Genomic DNA, 17593 nt, shown 5'->3' with positions numbered 1-17593 from the left:
TTTGAGGAGAGTAGGTCGCGCGCGTGATCATCACTCTGTGGAGGACAGACAATGGCAAATGTCGCAAGCATCGACGGCGCGAAGGCCGGTCCGATGACCGGCGAGGAGAAGAAGGTCATCTTCGCCTCTTCGCTCGGCACCGTTTTCGAATGGTACGATTTCTATCTCTATGGCTCGCTCGCCACCTATATCGGCGCGACCTATTTCACCCAATATCCCGAGGCAACGCGCAACATCTTCACGCTGCTCGCCTTTGCCGCCGGCTTTCTGGTGCGCCCCTTCGGCGCGCTGGTGTTCGGCCGTCTCGGCGATCTCGTCGGCCGTAAATACACCTTCCTGATGACGATCATGATCATGGGTCTGTCGACCTTTCTCGTCGGCGTCCTGCCGGGTGCCGCCACGATCGGCATCGCAGCCCCGATCATCCTGATCGGGCTGCGCCTGCTCCAGGGTCTGGCGCTGGGCGGTGAATATGGCGGTGCGGCAACCTATGTCGCCGAACATGCGCCGAACGGGCGCCGCGGCTACTTCACCTCATGGATCCAGACGACAGCGACACTCGGCCTGTTCCTGTCGCTGATCGTCATCGTCCTGGTTCAATATCTGATGGGTGCGGTCCAGTTCGCCGCCTGGGGCTGGCGCATTCCGTTCCTGGTCTCGGTCGTCCTGCTCGGCATTTCCGTCTGGATCCGCCTGAAGATGAACGAATCGCCGGCGTTCCAGCGTATGAAGGCGGAAGGCAAAGGCTCCAAGGCGCCACTGACCGAGGCCTTTGGGACATGGAAAAATGCCAAGATCGCGATCATCGCGCTTCTCGGCGCCACCATGGGCCAGGCGGTCGTCTGGTACGGCGGCCAGTTCTATGCGCTGTTCTTCCTGCAGAACGTGCTGAAGGTGGACTTGTTCTCGGCCAATGTCATGGTCGCCATCGCACTTCTCCTCGGCACGCCGTTCTTCGTCATCTTCGGCGGTCTCTCCGACAAGATCGGCCGCAAGCCGATCATCATGGCAGGCCTTCTCATTGCGGCGGTGACGTATAATCCGCTGTTCAAGGCGATGACCTGGACAGCGAACCCGGCACTGGCCGAAGCGCAGGCTTCGATCCGGGCAACGGTGACGGCTGATCCGGCCGATTGCAGGTTCCAGTTCAACCCGACCGGTACCGCGAAGTTTACCAGCTCCTGCGACGTGGCAACGGCGTTCCTGACCAGGAATTCGGTGCCTTACGACGTCGTGCCCGGTACCGCCGGACAGCCGGCAACGGTGAAGGTCGGCAACGCAACGATCCCAAGCTTCGATGTCGTCGCTGCCGGCGACAAGGCCAAGGGCATGACCGCCGCCTTCGAAAAGGGCGTCAACATTGCGCTCCATGATGCCGGCTACCCGCTGAACCGCGGTGCTGTCAAGGTGCCGGATGCCAAGCTCGATGCTTTCATCGCAGCCAATCCGGAACTGTCGCTCAATGCCGATGCCGTGCGCGCCGGCGAGAAGGAAACCGTACCAGCGGCCAAGCTGGTCGAGACCAAGCTGCTGACGGCGGATGAGGCCAATGGAGTCACCGACATGGCGGTTTATAACATCGCCAATGGCGGCACTTTCGCCATGGTTGCCGATCCCGCCCGGGTCAACTGGATCGGCACGATCGCCGTGCTGTTCGTCCTCGTCCTCTATGTGACGATGGTCTACGGCCCGATCGCCGCTCTGCTGGTCGAGCTTTTCCCGACCCGCATCCGCTATACCGGCATGTCGCTGCCCTATCACATCGGCAACGGCTGGTTCGGCGGCCTGCTGCCGGCGACAGCCTTCGCGATGAGCGCTGCCGCGGGTGATATCTATTACGGTCTCTGGTACCCGATCGTCTTTGCGTCGATCACGCTGGTGATCGGCCTGATCTTCCTGCCGGAAACGAAGAACAGGGATATCCACGCCATGGATTGAGCGGCGGATTGAGGACAATCCGCGCTTGAGAAAAAGGCCCGGCGCTCACAAGGCGCCGGGCTTTTCCATATTACAGCGCCGCGCGCCTTTTCGGACGCGCAAAGGACGCTGTAACATTTTGAATTACTGCATAATTTTATCCTTAAATCGATTCCGATTTAAGGAATTATGCAGTGCGAAACAGGCGCTTCGAGAGTGGCCAGCCATCCGGCGCCAGTTTGAAGAGCAAGCCGCAGCGGGCAAAGACGATCGCCGTCAGCAGCGAGAACCAGCCGCCGAAGGCAAGGCCGGCGATGACGTCGCTCGGATAATGGGCGCCGACCATGACACGCGTCATGCCGAGCCAGATGGCGCAGGCGATGAAGGCAACGCGATAGCGCGGAAACAGCAGGGCGAAGGCAGCGAAGAAGGCGCCGACCGTGGTGGAATGGCCGGACGGGAAACTTTCGAAAGCGGAATGGCCCGAAAAGGGCGTGAAGGAAAACATGCCGTAGTCATGGAAATGATCGGGACGCGCTCTGCCGATTGCCCGCTTCAGCAGATTGGCGAGAAGCCCAGAGAAGACAACCGTGATGAAGAGATAAGCGCCGATCCAGCTGACATAAAGCGCTTGCGCCTTGGATCGCGCCGTCTTCACAAGCTTGTAGCCTGCCCGGCCCTGAAAGAACAGCAAGATGCTGGTGTAGATCAGCCAAGCGGAATCGCCGAAACCGGTCAGCATCTCGCCGAGGTGCTTCACCGGCGCAGGAGCTTCGCTGGCGCCGATCGGCGCGTCGAAGAGCAGCATGGAGAGGATCACCGCATTGAGCGTGATGAAGAGGCAGGCCTGCCAACGCAAAGGCGGCATGCCGGCGCTACTCCGGCGCCAGCGCCTGTTCAGGGAAGCCCAAAATGCCCGCATTCCGTCGTCCGTTCGAATTTGCCCTAAAGTGCCACGACGCGCTAAGGACGCTCTATTATTTTGAATTGGCGCATAATCCATTGGAAGATCGTTTCCAATGTCGAAGTTATGCGCTCGTTAAAATCCGGCGCAAAAATACACGAGATTGTGGCCGAGGATAGTCGGTTTGGGATAATTCGACCAAGCCGATGCGGCTCGCGGCCTTGAGAAAAAAGCCCTCCGCAAGAATCCTGCGAAGGGCCAGAACTGTTTCACGTGAAATATCAGGCGGAAAGCGTCTTGAACTCGGCGAGGATCGCATCGCCCATCTCGACGGTGCCGACCTGCCTTGCGCCATCGGCCATGATATCACCGGTGCGGATGCCCTTGTCGAGCACGTTGGCGATCGCCTTTTCCAGATCGTCGGCTTCCTTCACCAGATTGAAGGAGTAACGCAGGCACATGGCAAAGGAGGCGATCATGGCGATCGGATTGGCGATGCCCTTGCCGGCGATATCGGGGGCCGAGCCGTGTACCGGTTCGTAGAGCGCCTTGCGCTTGCCGGTCTTGCCGTCAGGCGCGCCGAGCGAGGCCGACGGCAGCATGCCGAGCGAGCCGGTCAGCATAGCGGCGACGTCGGAGAGCATGTCGCCGAAGAGGTTGTCGGTGACAATCACGTCGAACTGCTTGGGCTGGCGCACCAGCTGCATGCCGCCGGCATCGGCCAGCATGTGTTCGAGCTGGACGTCGGAATATTTCGCCTTGTGCGTCTCGGTCACCACCTGGTTCCAAAGCACGCCCGACTTCATGACGTTGCGCTTTTCCATGGAGCAGACGCGATTCTGCCGCGTGCGGGCCATTTCGAAGGCGACACCGGCGATGCGCTCGATCTCGTAGGTATCGTAGACCTGCGTGTCGATGCCGCGTTTCTGGCCATTGCCGAGGTCGATGATCTCCTTCGGTTCGCCGAAATAGACGCCGCCCGTCAGCTCGCGGATGATGAGGATGTCGAGGCCTTCGACCAGCTCCGGCTTCAGCGACGAGGCCGCAGAAAGGGCCGGGTAGCAGATGGCAGGACGCAGGTTCGCAAAGAGCTGCAGATCCTTGCGCAGGCGCAGCAGACCGGCTTCCGGGCGCACTTCGTAAGGCACGCTATCCCATTTCGGGCCGCCGACGGCGCCAAAGAGAACGGCATCGGCGGCAAGTGCCTTCTGCATGTCGGCTTCCGAGATCGCAGCGCCATGTGCATCATAGGCGCAACCGCCGACAAGGCCTTCGTCGGTGACGAAACCGGCATTCATCGCCTCGTTCATATAGGCGATGATCTTGCGGACCTCGCCCATGGCCTCGGGACCGATGCCGTCACCCGGCAACAGGAAAAGATTGCGCGCTGTCATGAAACCCTCCTGGGAAAAACTAGTTGCGGCTTCTTAGACCCCGGAAATGGGCATTTCAAGCGACGGAAGCGGTGAATCGGTACGCTTCGCTCTGAGCAGCGATGGTTGCTCCTGCGCCCGCAAACAGATTAGAACGGCAGCCCCGACCTTTATTTCCCTGGATGGTTCCCATACCTTTCGCGCCTCTCCATCTCGACACGCCCTTGGTCCAGACGGCACCTGGCTACAGCGTCAGCGGCAAACCGCTCTGGCTGAAGCTCGATGCGCTGCAGCCTTCCGGCAGCTTCAAGCTGCGCGGCGTCGGACGGCTTTGCCAGCACGAGGTGGAAAATGGGGCGCGCGAGATCTTCTGTGCTTCCGGCGGCAATGCCGGCATTGCCGCGGCTTATGCCGGCCGGGCGCTTGGTGTGCCGGTCACGATCGTCGTGCCGGAGACGACGGCGGCCGATGTGCGGCAGACGATTGCCGCGACGGGCGCGAATGTCCTCGTTCACGGTTCGGTTTTCGATGAGGCCAATGCCCATGCAGTCGACCTCGCCCGGAGCCGAAAGGCGACTTATGTTCACCCCTTCGACCATCCGCTTCTGTGGGATGGCCATGCCACGCTGATCGACGAGGTGGTGGCGAAAGGTGCAAAATTCGATTGCGTCGTCACCAGCGTCGGCGGCGGCGGGCTGCTTGCCGGCATTGTCGAGGGATTGAAGCGAAACGGGCTTTCCGATGTGCCTGTTATCGCCGTCGAAACTGAAGGGGCGGCCTCGCTGAATGCCAGCCTCAAGGCGAGTGAGCGTATCACCCTTCCCGCCATTACCTCGATTGCCAATTCGCTCGGGGCGCGGCAGGTGGCGCAGCATGTCTTCGACCTGCCGAAGCAGCATCCGATCGAAAGTGTTGTCGTCAGCGACGCCGATGCCGTTGCCGCCTGCCTGAAATTTGCCGATGCGCAGCGCATTCTGGTCGAGCCGGCTTGCGGTGCGGCCCTTGCCGTTGCCGATGTGCATGCCGGGCTGCTTCAGCGCTTCGACAATCCGCTTATCGAAGTCTGCGGCGGCATCGGCGTGTCGCTCGAAAAGCTTGAGGCCTGGAAAGAGAAATTTCTCTGATGTGCCGCAAAAGAAAAAGCCGGGCAAAAACCCGGCTTGATCGGTAACCGATTGGAGAGGCTCAGGCTGCCCAGGGGTGCGAAGCGGCGTTCTTCTTTTCGAAGCTGTCGATCGCCTTGCCCTTTTCCAGGGTCAGGCCGATATCGTCGAGACCGTTCAGCAGGCAGTGGCGCTTGAATTCGTCGAGATCGAACTTGATCAAGCCACCATCGGGGCCGGTGATCTCGAGATTCTCAAGATCGACGGTCAGGATGGCGTTGGAGCCGCGCGAGGCGTCGTCCATCAGCTTGTCGAGATCTTCCTGGCTGACCTTGATCGGCAGGATGCCGTTCTTGAAGCAGTTGTTGTAGAAAATATCGGCGAAGCTGGTCGAGATGACGCAGCGGATGCCGAAATCCAGAAGCGCCCAGGGGGCGTGCTCGCGCGAGGAGCCGCAGCCGAAATTGTCGCCGGCAACGAGGATCTTGGCATCGCGATAGGCCGGCTTGTTCAGCACGAAATCCGGGTTTTCTGAGCCGTCCTCATTGTAGCGGGCTTCCGCGAAGAGGCCGGTGCCGAGGCCGGTGCGCTTGATCGTCTTCAGATAATCCTTCGGAATGATCATGTCGGTGTCGACGTTGACGACCGGCAGCGGTGCTGCAACGCCCGTGAGCTTCACGAATTTATCCATGATCCATGCTCCATTTCAGCAAATCTACTTTCTGAATTTGCATCTAGTCCAGTTTTTCGCCGAAATGAAGGAGAATCTTTCACAGACGGCGGCCACGCGACGTTTCGCGCGATCCGCCGATTGCGCCTGTCCCCTTATTTGGACGGTGCGTTCAGGCCCCAGAGGACGCCGAACGGATCGCGAAGCTGGCCGTAGCGGTCGCCCCAGAACATCAGTTCGACCGGCATGACGACTTCGGCGCCGGCAGCAACCGCGCGATCCCACCAGAAATCGATATCGTCGATAACCAGCTGAATGGCGAAGCCTTCATGGCCTTTGAAGGGATGACCGTATTCGGGATAGGCATCCGACAGCATGAGGGAGCTGCCGTTGATGTAAAGATGCACATGCATCGTTCGGCCGCTCTCGTCGACCGGCACGAGATATGCCTCTTCGGCGCCGAAAGCCTTCTTGTAGAATTCCGCAGCTTTCACCGCGCCGTCGACCGTCAGATAGGGCAGCAAGCCATTCTTGACCGGTGGCATCTTCGTCGGGTTGCTCTCTGTCGTCGTATCCATGCTCGTCCTCCATACGTTTTTCACGAGCCGGCAGAATGCCTGGCTGTTTCAAGGACGCATGATGGAATCTCACGCCGACAGTGTCGGTCAAAATTTTTGGAAAATTCGGTGATCAGAGATCGATGATCGTACCGCGGCCGTCGTTCCACACGCGCATCTCCGGCTTACCGTTGTTCGCCTTGGCGCGGACCGGAGCGGGCTTCATCTTCATCGAAAGCGCGCGTCCGACCATGAGCACGGTCAGGATACCGCCGACGGCCAGCGTCACCGAAAAGGTGAGAAGCAGCATGGCCACGAAAACGGTGGCGCCGGCAAGCATGAGGAAGATGGAACGAATGTTCTGCATGGTTAGAGACCTTTCTTCGGAAAGGAATGTGGTCCTTCTCTTTCCTCTCTGCAAGGCAAGCATGGCTTTTTGTTGTTCTGCTCGATGTTCTGGGGTGGGCTGCTTGCTTCGGCTTTCAAAGCTTGGCACTAATTCGCCATGAGCCGAAACCCCGCGACCCGCTCCGCCCGCCTGCGCCGTTCGGTGCTGAGCGTGCCTGCCATCAATCCCCGCGCCCTCGAAAAAACCCATGCGGTCGATTGCGATGCGGTGATCTTCGATCTCGAGGATTCCGTGGCGCCGGAAAGGAAGGCGGAAGCGCGGGAAAATCTGAGGAATTTCTTTTTGGCTCGGCCGCTCGAAGGCAAGGAACGGATTATCCGCATCAATGACCTGTCGACCAATTTCGGCCTGGCGGACATGGAACTGGTAATCGCGCTCAATCCCGACGCCGTGCTGCTGCCGAAGGTCGACGAACCGCAGGATGTCATGGCGGTCGGCGACCTTCTCTCCGAGGCGGATGCACCGGAAGATCTGCGTATCTGGGCGATGATCGAGACGCCGCGCGGCATCCTGAATGCGGCTGTTATCGCCGAAGCCGGGCGCACGCCGGGCTCGCGGCTCGATTGCCTCGTCGTCGGGCTCAACGACCTGCGCAAGGAAACCGGCGTGCTGCCACAGCCGGGGCGGAACTATCTCGTGCCGTGGCTGATGCAGGTCGTCCTTGCGGTCAGCGCCTACGGGCTCGATGCGATCGACAGCGTCTTCAACGATTTCAGGGACGAACAGGGTTTTGATGCCGAATGTCTGCAGGGCCGGGCGATGGGCTTTGCCGGCAAGATGCTGATCCATCCGGCGCAGATCGAGCCCGCCAACCATCATTTCGGCCCGGATCCGGCAGCGATTGCAGAAGCGGAGGCGATCATCGCGGCCTTTGCCGATCCCGCCTCCGACGGGCTGAACGTCATCAACGCAGGCGGGCGGATGGTCGAGCGGTTGCATCTTGTCCAGGCGGAAAGTCTGGTCCATAAAGCCCGCCTGATCGCAGCCCGCCAGGCTGCAGCACGAAAGACGATGTGATGAAACTCTACCGCTTCCTGACCGGTCCCGACGATGCTTCCTTCTGCCACAAGGTCACTGCCGCCCTCAACAAGGGCTGGTCGCTGGAGGGCTCGCCGACCTATGCCTTCAATGCCGCAACCGGCGCGATGCAGTGCGGTCAGGCCGTCGTCAAGCATGTCGAAGGCAAGGATTACCATCCTGAGATGAAGCTCTCCGAGCAGTGAGGCTCAGCGCATAACCCCGAAAATCGTAATCGATTTTCGGAGGATTATGCGTGATTGAAAGTGATGGAGCGTCCTTAGCGCGTCCTTTGGACGCGCGGCGCTCTAGCGCTCGGCGGCTTCCTCGGCGCTTGCCTCGATCCGCTCCATGTCATCGTCGCTCAGCCCGAAATGGTGGCCGATCTCGTGGATCAGGACGTGGGTGATGATATCGCCGAGCGTCTCGTCGTTCTCAGCCCAGTAATCGAGAATGGGGCGGCGGTAGAGGCGGATGCGGTTCGGCATCTCGCCGGTTTCCAGCGTGAAACGTTCGGAAATGCCCCTGCCCTCGAAAAGGCCGAGCAGATCGAAAGGGGTTTCCAGCGCCATGTCCTCGAAAACGTCGTCATCGGGGAAATCTTCGATCTCGATCGTGAGGTTGGTCGTCAGCTGGCGGAATTCATCCGGCAGATGGCTATAGGCCTCCATGGCCAGCGACTCGAAGGTGCTGATCGTCGGCGCATGGCGGTCCCGCCAATCATCGCTCTGGTCTATGCGGGCCATGAATATTCCTTCCTTTGCGGGCCCATATAGAACCTTTATCGCCGATTTTCGAGTGCGGAATCAAAGGCAGGAATAAATTCATAGAAAATGGCCGTTGACTCTTCATTAGCTCTCTGGAATCTATAAGAACATAACAGGAACAAGACGGATCGGAGAACGCCATGGCGCAGCACGCCCTGGCGCGCGAGCGGCTTTTTGCGCTCCGCGAAACCATTGCCCGACTGGAGGGAAGGCCCGCGCCGGCGCTTGCCGCAGCGGAGCAGGAAGCCCTGGCGGAAGGACGCAAGACCCGCCAGGAGCGCATTCTGCCGCCCCTGCCGTTTGGGGTGGAGTTTCTCGACGGGGCGCTGGAAGGCGGCCTGCCGCTCGATGCGATCACCGAATTCCGCTCGGCTCTGTCTCGTGATGCAGGTGCTGCAAGCGGGCTGGCGATGGCTGTTGCCGCGCGACTGCAAAAACAGGAAGCGGATGCCGGCCGCCTTCTGCCGTTGCTCTGGATCGGCGATGCCGTCGGCACGCTGGAGGCCGGTCGTCCCTATGCCCCCGGGCTTCGGGATTTCGGGCTGAGCCCGGAGCGGTTTCTCCATGCGGCGCCGCGCAAGCTGGACGAGGCGCTCTGGCTGGCGGAGGTGGCAGTGGAAAGCGCTGCCTTCTCGGCCGTCATCTTTGAAGTGCGAGGCAATCCCGCCCATTTCGGCCTGACCGAAAGCCGCAGGCTCAGTCTCAGGGCGCATGCTGCCCGCCGTCCGCTCTTTCTTGTCCGCCAGGCCGGGGCGGAGGAGGCAAGCAGTGCGGCCTTCCGTCTGCATGTCGAACCAGCCCCGTCCGGTCTGCGGCCGTTGCCGGATGGATCGAAACTTTCCGGCAGCATCGGCAATCCCATTTTCCGTCTCACGCTGGAGAAGAGCCGCAATCCGGCCCCGCTCTCCATTCTTCTGGAGTGGAACCCCCATGAACGCGAATTTCTCCCTATCGCCGAACCAAACCTCGTTCGTCCTCCAGGCGAACAGTCAGCGCATTCTGGCGCTCAGCTTCCCGCATCTGCCAACGGACCGCATCGCCCGCAAGCAATGGGGGCTCTCCTGGCGTTCGAAAGGGCGTCCTGAGACGCCGCCTATCGTCTGTTCCGGCAAGCTCAACAATGCCATGCGGCTGACGGCACTGGACGAGTTGGCCGAGAGGCTGGGGTTGAGGAAGGAGCTGGGCGTTGCCGAAGCGCGCGCCATGTACCCCATGCTCGAAGTCGCGGAAGAAGATCCGGCGGCCGACCGCCGGTTGCTGGAGGCAATTGCCGACTGGTGCGACCGTTATACGCCGCTGGTGGCGTTCGACGGCAAGGACGGTCTGTTTCTCGACATTAGCGGCTGCGCCCATCTCTTCGGCGGTGAAAAGGCGCTTCTTCGGGATGTGCTGTCGCGGCTTTTCCATATGGGGTTCGATGCGCGGGGCGCAGTCTCATCGTCGCCCGGCCTTTCCTGGGCCGCGTCCCGCTTCGGGCAAGGCGGCGTGATCGAGGACGAAGAGACGGAACATGTGCTGATGTCCTTGCCGGTCGCAGCCCTGCGGCTGGAGGGACAAACCGTCGATGCCCTGAACAAGCTCGGTCTGAAATTTATCGGCGACGTCATCGATGCACCGCGGGCGCCGCTGACCCGCCGGTTCGGCCCGGAGCTGCTTCTGCGTCTCGACCAGGCGCTGGGACGTGAAGAGGAGCCGGTCTCGCCCCGGCGTCCTGTTGCCAGCCTTTCGGCCGAAAGCCGTCTGATCGAGCCCATCGGGACCGAAGAGCAGATCCTTACCGTCACCAGGCAGGTCGCCTTATCGCTGCAGCCGTCGCTGGAGGCGCGGGGGGCTGGCGGACGGGTGTTCGAACTGGTCCTGTTCCGCGTCGACGGCAGGGTCTTTCGCACCTCCGTCGGTGCTTCGCAGCCGCTTCGCGAACCAAAGTTCATTGCCGGGCTTTTTTCCGAGCGATTGCAGGCGGTCTATGACGATCTCGATGCCGGCTATGGTTTCGAGATCGTGCGGTTGAATGTGTTGCGGCACGATCCCTTCAACGAAGCGCAGGGTGATTTCGAGGGCGACCGGCAGGGAGAGATCTCGCTTTCGGCCTTCGTCGACCGGGTCTCGGCCCGACTTGGCGCGGATTGCCTGCAAAGCTTCCAGCTCCGCGAGAGCCATATTCCGGAACGCGCCGTCATCACGGTTCCTGTGATGGAGAGCCTTCCCAAGCGGAAGGCAGCGCAGGACATCCAGCTTCCTTTCCGCGAAGAGCGTCCGCTGCGGCTCTTTGCAACGCCGGAGCCCGTCGAGACCATACTTGCCGAAGTGCCAGATGGTCCGCCGCAGATCTTTCGCTGGCGGCGCATGCAGCATCAGGTGGCAAGAAGCGAAGGGCCGGAACGGATTGCGATGGAATGGTGGATCGATGGGAATGACGCCGAGGCGCGTGACTATTTTCGCATCGAGGATGAGACCGGACATCGCTTCTGGATCTATCGGCGGGGCTTTTATGGTCAGGCGCTTGATCCTCGCTGGTTCATGCATGGCGTGTTCGCATGACAATCGCGCGCGCATTCTTCGAGACTGGCACAAGGACGAACTTCTCGTTTCTTGAAGGCGCCTCTGGCCCGGAGGAGATGGTCGTGCAGGCTGCTCGTCTACGGCTCGGCGGTCTCGGCATTGCGGACCGGAATTCGGTTGCCGGCGTCGTGCGGGCGCATGCGCAGGCGGAGCAGCTTGAGGAGAGATATAAGAACAGGGATGAAATTATAGCCCAAGCGAAGAAGGAAGGAAAAGAGGAGGAGATCCTCGATCCTATCCGGATTCAGCCGGGCGCGCGTCTCGTCTTTTCCGATGGAACGCCTGATATCCTCGCCTATCCCCGGAACCGGCGGGGCTGGGCGAACCTTTGCCGTCTTCTGAGCGCTGGCAACCTGAAAGAAGAAGCGGTCAAGGGAAGCTGCATTCTGACGGAAGCGGAACTCATGGAATGGGGGGATGAGATGATGCTTGCTCTCGTTCCCGATCGCACCCTTGTCGACCGTCAGGCGGGTCAGTCGACGCTGGAAGATTATCTGGAACGGTTCCGCAGACGGTTCCGCAAGGCATTTTTCATGGCGCTGTCGCCAGCCTATGATGGCCGCGACAGGCAGGTCTTTGCGGTGCTTGCCATGCTTGCCGCTCGAAACCGTGTGCCGCTGGTTGCAACCAACCAGCCGCTTTACCATCATCCTGAACGCCGGCCGCTTTCGGATATCGTGATCGCGATCCGGGAGCATGTGCAGATATCCCAAGCCGGATTCCTTCTGGCGCCGAATGCCGAGCGTTACCTCAAGGATTCACGTGAAATGGCCCGGATATTCCGGGACTATCCTGGTGCGATCGACAATACGCAGGCCCTTTTCGGCAAATTGACCTTTTCGCTGAAGGAACTGGAGCACAATTATCCGCTGGAAAACGATCCTGGTGAAACGCCGCAGGAGACTCTCGAAAGGCTGACGAGAGCGGGAGCGGCAAGACGCTATCCCAAGGGTATCCCGCCCAAGGTGGCGCCACAGATCGAGTATGAACTCGATCTCATTAAAAAAAAGAAATATGCCTCTTATTTCCTGACGGTTCACGGGATCATCCAGCACGCCCGCTATGAACTTAAGGTCTTGTGCCAGGGGCGCGGATCGGCGGCAAATTCGGTCATCTGTTATTGCCTTGAAATAACGGAAGTCGATCCTCAAAAAAGCACACTGCTCTTCGACCGCTTCATTTCGATGGATCGCGACGAACCGCCGGATATCGATGTCGATTTCGAGCATGACCGGCGCGAAGAGGTCATCCAGTTCATCTATAAAAGATACGGCATAGAACATGCTGGGCTGACGGCGGGGGTGACCACCTACCGTACGCGCTCGGCTGGCCGTGAGGTCTCCAAGGCCTTTGGGCTTTCGGAGGATGTCCAGTCGGCGATCAGCAGCCTCGTCTGGGGCTGGTCGGAGGATAATCTCTCGGAGCGGGACGCGAAGGCGGCGGGTCTCGACGTCAAGGATCCGGTGACCCGAAACGTTCTTCAGTATGCGTCCGAACTTCTCGGCTTCCCGCGCCACCTCACCCAGCATGTCGGTGGCTTCGTCATCACGCGCGATAGGCTCGACGAGGTGGTGCCGATCATGAAGACGGCGATGCCGGATCGCTACATGATCGAGTGGGACAAGGACGATCTCGATAACGTCAAGATCCTCAAGGTGGATGTGCTGGCGCTCGGCATGCTGACCTGTCTGCGGAAGGCCTTTTCGCTGCTCGAATTGCATTACGACGTGAAGAAGACGCTCGCAGACCTCGGCAACAAGGAGCATGGGAACGAAGGCGAGCCGGTTTACGAGATGATGGGCCGGGCCGATACGCTCGGCGTCTTCCAGATCGAAAGCCGGGCGCAGATGAGCATGCTGCCGCGTCTTAAGCCGAAGGTGTTCTACGATCTCGTCATCGAGGTGGCGATCGTGCGGCCAGGACCGATCCAGGGCGACATGGTGCATCCCTATCTGAAGCGCCGAGAGCAGCGGGCCAAAAACATTCCGATCAAATATCCGAGCAAGGAGCTGGAAACGGTTCTGGAAAGAACCCTCGGCGTGCCCTTGTTCCAGGAACAGGCCATGCAGATCGCCATTACCGCCGCCGGCTTCAAACCGGCGGAAGCCGACAAGCTTCGCAGAGCGATGGCGACATTCAAGAGAACGGGTACGATCGGTAACTTCGAAAAGCGGTTCATCGAAGGAATGGTCTCAAAAGACTATGATCCGGAGTTCGCGAAGCAATGCTTCAACCAAATCAAAGGTTTCGGGGAATACGGTTTCCCGGAAAGCCATGCCGCCTCCTTCGCGCTGCTCGTTTATGCTTCCTCATGGCTCAAGGCCTATTATCCCGACATCTTCTGCACGGCGCTGCTGAATTCCCAGCCGATGGGATTTTATGCGCCGGCGCAGCTGGTGCGGGACGCACGCGAGCACGGGGTAAAGATCCTGCCGGTCGACATCAATGAATCAAACTGGGATTGCGGTCTGGAAGAGGCTGCCTTCGATCGGAATGCCATCGATTTCCGGCATGACAAGATGCGCGAGATCATCAAGACCCGGCATGCGGTGCGGCTCGGCTTCCGGCAGATCAAGGGCCTTTCGACAGGCGATATGGAACGGCTCATCAGCAATCGAGGCGAAGGCTACAGTTCGGTGCGCGATCTCTGGCTGCGGTCCGGTCTGCAGAAATCCGTCATCGAGCGACTGGCGGATGCCGATGCGTTCCAGTCCCTCAAACTGTCACGACGCGACGCACTCTGGGCGGTGCGGGCACTGGATGTGAAGAGCGCGGCCGAGGAGCTGCCGCTCTTCGAGCAGGTCCGTCATGTCGACCTCCAGATCGAGCCTGTAGCGAAGCTGCCGGAAATGCTGCCGGGAGAGCAGGTCATCGAGGACTACCGTTATCTCTCACTGTCGCTGAAGGCGCATCCCGTCTCCTTCCTGCGTGAGGAATTGCGCAAGGCGGGTGTGACGCGCAATGTCGATCTGTTGAAGGTCGCGAACGGGCAGAGGGTGACGATTGCGGGCCTCGTGCTGGTGCGCCAGCGACCTGGTTCGGCAAAAGGTGTGATCTTCATGACGCTGGAGGACGAGACCGGGGTGGCCAATGCGATCGTCTGGAACAAGATATTCGACAAATACCGCTCAGTTGTGATGGGCGCCCGGCTGGTGAAAATCCGCGGCAGGCTGCAAAGCCAGAGCGGAGTGATCCATACCGTCGTCGAGCATATCGAGGATATGACGCCGGCGCTCGGTATCCTGCAACGTGAGGCCCGGCGTTTCGGCGTCTGCGAGCGGGCAGACGAGGTGCTGAGGCCGGGTGTCGATCAGCGGCAGAAAAAGGCTGCGAATGCGCAGGAGCGGGCGGAGCTGGAAAAACGGATGGTTGCCACAGGCCGCCATGCCGGCGCGGGGGAAACCGCTGAGGTGATGCCGCGCGGACGCAACTTCCATTGAAGTACGTCGCAGCGATCAGGACCATGCAGGTTGTCTTCATTTGCCTTATGGCGTCATCATCCTGAAACCGCTGCATAATCCCGGACGATATGCATGAGGCCTCATTCGCACACCGTTGTTCAATGCTGCGGGACTCGAATTTTTTCTTGACAGCCACCATCTTCTTTAGCAGAAAACACGATAGTCAGTGTCATGTTTGGAATGAAGACGTGCTTGTCTGCAGCTGCAATTATATAACCGATAAGGAAATCCGGGAGGTTATCACCAATCTTCTCGATGAAGATTGTTGGCAGCTTATCGTGCCTGCGAAGGTCTATCACGCCATGGAAAAACGCGGCCGCTGCTGCGGTTGCTTCCCCAATGTCGTCGACATCATTATCCAGACGACCGAGGAATATCACGCCCGTCGCCACTCGACGGAGACCGAAATATTTGATTTCATGTCCCGCTTGAAACAATTCCATGAGGAAAACAGGAGAGCGGACATTGAAAGGCGACAAAAAGGTCATCGAGCGGCTTAACGAGGCGTTGTTCCTCGAACTCGGTGCGGTCAACCAATATTGGGTTCACTATCGTCTTCTTGAGGACTGGGGCTACACTAAGCTCGCCAAGAAGGAGCGCGCCGAATCCATCGAAGAGATGCACCATGCCGACCGGCTAGTTGCACGCATCATCTTCCTCGAAGGCCATCCCAATCTGCAGACCCTCGCACCTCTGCGCATCGGCCAGAACGTCAAGGAAGTTCTAGAAGCCGATCTTGCCGGCGAGTACGACGCCCGCACGGCCTACAAGAAGTCGCGCGATATCTGTCATGACGCCGGCGACTACGTTTCCATGAAACTTTTCGAGGAGCTGCTGGCGGACGAGGAAGGTCATATCGACTTCCTCGAAACACAGATCGACCTGCTCGAGAAAATCGGCGAGAGCAAATACGGCCAGCTCAACGCCGATTCCGCCAACGAAGCCGAATAAGATTCGAACGAGATGCCGGCCGCCGATGGCGGCCGGTGACCCTATTCCTGCTGCCGAGCACAAACGGTAGCAATCATCCAGCGGCAATCAGTCTTCCGATTGAAGTGTTTCCAAGTGCTGGAACTCGGCCACCACCTGGTCATAGACGGCGCGCTTGAAGGGCACGATCAGCTCCGGCAGTTGCTGCATCGGCTTCCATTCCCAGGCATCGAATTCCGGTTCATGGCCGCCAGGCGGCGGGTTGATGGCGATTTCGCTGTCGTCGCCATCGAAGCGGAAAGCGAACCAGCGCTGAGTCTGGCCGCGGAATTTTCCTCTCAGCCCTATGCCGATCAGGGCCGGCGGCAGATCATAGTTGATCCAGTCTCTCGCTTCGGCAAGCAGGGTCACCGTCTTGATGCCGGTCTCCTCGTAAAGCTCGCGGTAGGCGGCGTCCAATGGATCCTCGCCCTTGTCGATGCCCCCCTGCGGCATCTGCCAGAGCTGCGGCGAGCCGTCATATTCGGAATTGCCGTCGGAGATGCGCCGCCCGGCCCAGACGAGGCCATCGCGGTTCAGGATCATCACGCCGACGCAGGGGCGGTAGGGCAGATCCTCGGCTTTCACGGTCGCCTGACTCATCTTCTTCTCCGTTCAGGATTCTTCTCAGGGATTCTCTCAAGGATTCCTGGGGTCGTTGGAAAGGGCGGCAACGCCGACAATCTCGATGCCGCGCATCGCAGCCTCCTCGCTCCATTTGGCGATGGCGTCAACGCTCTCATCGAAAGCCGAGGCGACGCCGATCGCCTGTCCGTTCTTGCGGGCGATGCGCTCGAGTTCGTCGAGCTTCTTCAGGACGGCATTGATATCAAGCTGGCCGTCGAGCTGCAGGTCGGCGAAGGCATAGGGCAGTTCGGTTCCCTTGGCGATCGCCGCCGTCTTCGACTGCGCTGATGTGCCATCGTCGAGAAACAGCAACCCGCGCTTGCCGATGTCGCGCATGACAGGCTCCATGGCGGCGGGATCAGACAGGAAACGGCCGCCGAGATAATTCATGACGCCGGTATAGTTGGTGATCTCGCCCATCGCCTTGTGCAGGTTCTCGATGTTGCGGGCGGCCGACTTCGTGGTCAGCAGCGTTTCGGGGCCTGGATCGTTCGCCGGATAATCAAAAGGTTCGAGCGGTACTTGCAGAAGGATCTCGTGACCGCCGCGGCGGGCCTCCTGCATCCAGCGCTGCAGGCTGTTGCCGCTTGCGGCGAAAGCGAAGGTGATCTCTTCCGGCAGTTCGGCGATGGCGCGCTGCGTTCCGGTCTGGCTTAGCCCGAGGCCGCTGACGACGATGGCGATGCGGACGCCGCGCGCGCCGGACGAGGGACGCGCATATTGATCCATCGGCCGCCGGCCATCGGGGCCGACGATCGGCAGCCTGCCAAAAGGCGTTTCTTCGAGCAGCGCATCATTGGGCTGGGCTGCCATGCGCGGATCCTGGCCGATCTGCATGGCGTCGACCAGTACCGGCCCGCCGCCGTCGCGTGGGCGGGGGCTGTATTTGGTGACAACCGAGCCGTCGCCGGTGACCATCTGCTCGACATTGGCGCCCGAGCGCGGGTCGGCGCGTGGCATGCCGTCGGCCGCTTGGCCCGTGGTGGCCGTCGGCGGCTGAGGCGTATTGGCAGGGGGCGTTGCGGCTTGTTCGGCGGCCGGCGGTTTGGTGCGTTCGAGCCCATCGCCGCGAAATGCCGTATAGAGGGAAAAGCCGCCTATGGCGAAAAGGCAAAGACTGGCGGCGATGCGGCCCAGGCGCAGAAAACCCGGACGCTTGCGGCCGGCTTTGCGGTTGCGGCCCAGGGGCGTATGCAGGTCCGTTCCCAATTTTTCGCCCGCTCCAAAACCGGGAAACAGCAGAAAGGGTCAAGGCCG

Annotated in this window: 17 protein-coding genes; 9 read left to right on the top strand and 8 right to left on the bottom strand. The window is 60.2% G+C overall.

What is annotated here, in order from left to right; translation table 11 throughout:
* Positions 1-51: 51 nt before the first annotated feature.
* Positions 52-1938 carry an MFS transporter gene (locus BS629_RS08135; protein WP_018244129.1) on the top strand — a complete coding sequence of 629 codons (1887 nt, stop codon included), beginning with the start codon at positions 52-54 and terminating at the stop codon, positions 1936-1938.
* Positions 1939-2104: 166 nt separating this feature from the next.
* Here the strand turns inward: BS629_RS08135 and lpxE are convergent, their stop codons facing one another.
* Together lpxE and leuB are read right to left on the bottom strand one after the other, a co-directional pair.
* Positions 2105-2839 carry a lipid A 1-phosphatase LpxE gene (gene lpxE, locus BS629_RS08130; protein ID WP_018244128.1) on the bottom strand — a complete coding sequence of 245 codons (735 nt, stop codon included), beginning with the start codon at positions 2837-2839 and terminating at the stop codon, positions 2105-2107.
* 263 nt (positions 2840-3102) lie between these two features.
* Entirely contained in the window at positions 3103-4215 is a 1113-nt protein-coding gene (gene leuB / locus BS629_RS08125; RefSeq protein ID WP_018244127.1) for a 3-isopropylmalate dehydrogenase, read from the bottom strand.
* Positions 4216-4385: 170 nt separating this feature from the next.
* On the opposite strand from leuB, the gene BS629_RS08120 reads away from it, so the two are divergent.
* Entirely contained in the window at positions 4386-5318 is a 933-nt protein-coding gene (locus tag BS629_RS08120) for a pyridoxal-phosphate dependent enzyme (protein WP_026188559.1), read from the top strand.
* Between the two features lie 61 nt (positions 5319-5379).
* On the opposite strand, the gene leuD is transcribed toward BS629_RS08120, so the two are convergent.
* The 3 genes from leuD to BS629_RS08105 all read right to left on the bottom strand — a co-directional run bounded on the left by leuD (position 5380) and on the right by BS629_RS08105 (position 6891).
* On the bottom strand, positions 5380-5988 hold the full coding sequence (gene leuD / locus BS629_RS08115) for a 3-isopropylmalate dehydratase small subunit (protein WP_003543984.1): 609 nt from the start codon (positions 5986-5988) through the stop codon (positions 5380-5382).
* Between the two features lie 134 nt (positions 5989-6122).
* Positions 6123-6545 carry a VOC family protein gene (locus tag BS629_RS08110; RefSeq protein ID WP_018244125.1) on the bottom strand — a complete coding sequence of 141 codons (423 nt, stop codon included), beginning with the start codon at positions 6543-6545 and terminating at the stop codon, positions 6123-6125.
* Positions 6546-6657: 112 nt separating this feature from the next.
* Entirely contained in the window at positions 6658-6891 is a 234-nt protein-coding gene (locus BS629_RS08105) for a hypothetical protein (protein WP_018244124.1), read from the bottom strand.
* 138 nt (positions 6892-7029) lie between these two features.
* On the opposite strand from BS629_RS08105, the gene BS629_RS08100 reads away from it, so the two are divergent.
* Complete coding sequence (locus BS629_RS08100; RefSeq protein WP_018244123.1) at positions 7030-7950, top strand: HpcH/HpaI aldolase/citrate lyase family protein; 921 nt, start codon at positions 7030-7032, stop codon at positions 7948-7950.
* Complete coding sequence (locus BS629_RS08095; RefSeq protein WP_018244122.1) at positions 7950-8156, top strand: DUF1737 domain-containing protein; 207 nt, start codon at positions 7950-7952, stop codon at positions 8154-8156. The genes BS629_RS08100 and BS629_RS08095 overlap by 1 nt, the downstream gene beginning before the upstream one ends.
* Positions 8157-8258: 102 nt before the next feature.
* Here BS629_RS08095 and BS629_RS08090 read toward each other — a convergent pair whose 3' ends face one another.
* Entirely contained in the window at positions 8259-8696 is a 438-nt protein-coding gene (locus BS629_RS08090; RefSeq protein WP_003589582.1) for a metallopeptidase family protein, read from the bottom strand.
* 161 nt (positions 8697-8857) lie between these two features.
* On the opposite strand from BS629_RS08090, the gene BS629_RS39660 reads away from it, so the two are divergent.
* The 5 genes from BS629_RS39660 to bfr all read left to right on the top strand — a co-directional run bounded on the left by BS629_RS39660 (position 8858) and on the right by bfr (position 15691).
* On the top strand, positions 8858-9802 hold the full coding sequence (locus BS629_RS39660; RefSeq protein WP_018244121.1) for an ImuA family protein: 945 nt from the start codon (positions 8858-8860) through the stop codon (positions 9800-9802).
* The gene (locus BS629_RS08085; protein ID WP_280817631.1) at positions 9714-11258 is read left to right on the top strand and encodes a Y-family DNA polymerase; all 1545 of its coding nucleotides are present in this window, start codon (positions 9714-9716) and stop codon (positions 11256-11258) included. The genes BS629_RS39660 and BS629_RS08085 overlap by 89 nt, the downstream gene beginning before the upstream one ends.
* Complete coding sequence (locus BS629_RS08080; protein WP_018244119.1) at positions 11255-14719, top strand: error-prone DNA polymerase; 3465 nt, start codon at positions 11255-11257, stop codon at positions 14717-14719. The genes BS629_RS08085 and BS629_RS08080 overlap by 4 nt, the downstream gene beginning before the upstream one ends.
* A 122-nt stretch (positions 14720-14841) precedes the next feature.
* Positions 14842-15240, top strand: coding sequence for a (2Fe-2S)-binding protein (locus BS629_RS39655; RefSeq protein WP_018244118.1), 399 nt, complete (start codon positions 14842-14844; stop codon positions 15238-15240).
* On the top strand, positions 15206-15691 hold the full coding sequence (bfr, locus tag BS629_RS08070; protein WP_017966050.1) for a bacterioferritin: 486 nt from the start codon (positions 15206-15208) through the stop codon (positions 15689-15691). Before BS629_RS39655 ends, bfr begins: the two co-directional genes overlap by 35 nt.
* Positions 15692-15778: 87 nt before the next feature.
* On the opposite strand, the gene BS629_RS08065 is transcribed toward bfr, so the two are convergent.
* Together BS629_RS08065 and BS629_RS08060 are read right to left on the bottom strand one after the other, a co-directional pair.
* On the bottom strand, positions 15779-16312 hold the full coding sequence (locus BS629_RS08065) for an RNA pyrophosphohydrolase (RefSeq protein ID WP_018244117.1): 534 nt from the start codon (positions 16310-16312) through the stop codon (positions 15779-15781).
* A 36-nt stretch (positions 16313-16348) separates the two neighbouring features.
* Positions 16349-17545, bottom strand: a complete 1197-nt coding sequence (locus BS629_RS08060) for a divergent polysaccharide deacetylase family protein (RefSeq protein ID WP_018244116.1) — start codon at positions 17543-17545, stop codon at positions 16349-16351.
* Between the last annotated feature and the right edge of the window lie 48 nt (positions 17546-17593).

This window comes from Rhizobium leguminosarum bv. viciae USDA 2370 (assembly GCF_002008365.1).
In the GTDB taxonomy this organism is placed as follows: Bacteria; Pseudomonadota; Alphaproteobacteria; order Rhizobiales; family Rhizobiaceae; genus Rhizobium; species Rhizobium leguminosarum.
This window is presented reverse-complemented; position numbering and strand designations above follow the sequence as displayed.

Coding starts and splice junctions, on each gene's coding strand:
- leuD (WP_003543984.1), bottom strand. CDS start 5,988: ATGGATAAATTCGTGAAGCTCACGGGCGTTGCAGCACCGCTGCCGGTC.
- BS629_RS08135 (WP_018244129.1), top strand. CDS start 52: ATGGCAAATGTCGCAAGCATCGACGGCGCGAAGGCCGGTCCGATGACC.
- BS629_RS39655 (WP_018244118.1), top strand. CDS start 14,842: ATGCTGCGGGACTCGAATTTTTTCTTGACAGCCACCATCTTCTTTAGC.
- BS629_RS08080 (WP_018244119.1), top strand. CDS start 11,255: ATGACAATCGCGCGCGCATTCTTCGAGACTGGCACAAGGACGAACTTC.
- BS629_RS39660 (WP_018244121.1), top strand. CDS start 8,858: ATGGCGCAGCACGCCCTGGCGCGCGAGCGGCTTTTTGCGCTCCGCGAA.
- BS629_RS08100 (WP_018244123.1), top strand. CDS start 7,030: ATGAGCCGAAACCCCGCGACCCGCTCCGCCCGCCTGCGCCGTTCGGTG.
- BS629_RS08065 (WP_018244117.1), bottom strand. CDS start 16,312: ATGAGTCAGGCGACCGTGAAAGCCGAGGATCTGCCCTACCGCCCCTGC.
- BS629_RS08090 (WP_003589582.1), bottom strand. CDS start 8,696: ATGGCCCGCATAGACCAGAGCGATGATTGGCGGGACCGCCATGCGCCG.
- BS629_RS08110 (WP_018244125.1), bottom strand. CDS start 6,545: ATGGATACGACGACAGAGAGCAACCCGACGAAGATGCCACCGGTCAAG.
- BS629_RS08105 (WP_018244124.1), bottom strand. CDS start 6,891: ATGCAGAACATTCGTTCCATCTTCCTCATGCTTGCCGGCGCCACCGTT.
- leuB (WP_018244127.1), bottom strand. CDS start 4,215: ATGACAGCGCGCAATCTTTTCCTGTTGCCGGGTGACGGCATCGGTCCC.
- lpxE (WP_018244128.1), bottom strand. CDS start 2,839: ATGCGGGCATTTTGGGCTTCCCTGAACAGGCGCTGGCGCCGGAGTAGC.
- BS629_RS08095 (WP_018244122.1), top strand. CDS start 7,950: ATGAAACTCTACCGCTTCCTGACCGGTCCCGACGATGCTTCCTTCTGC.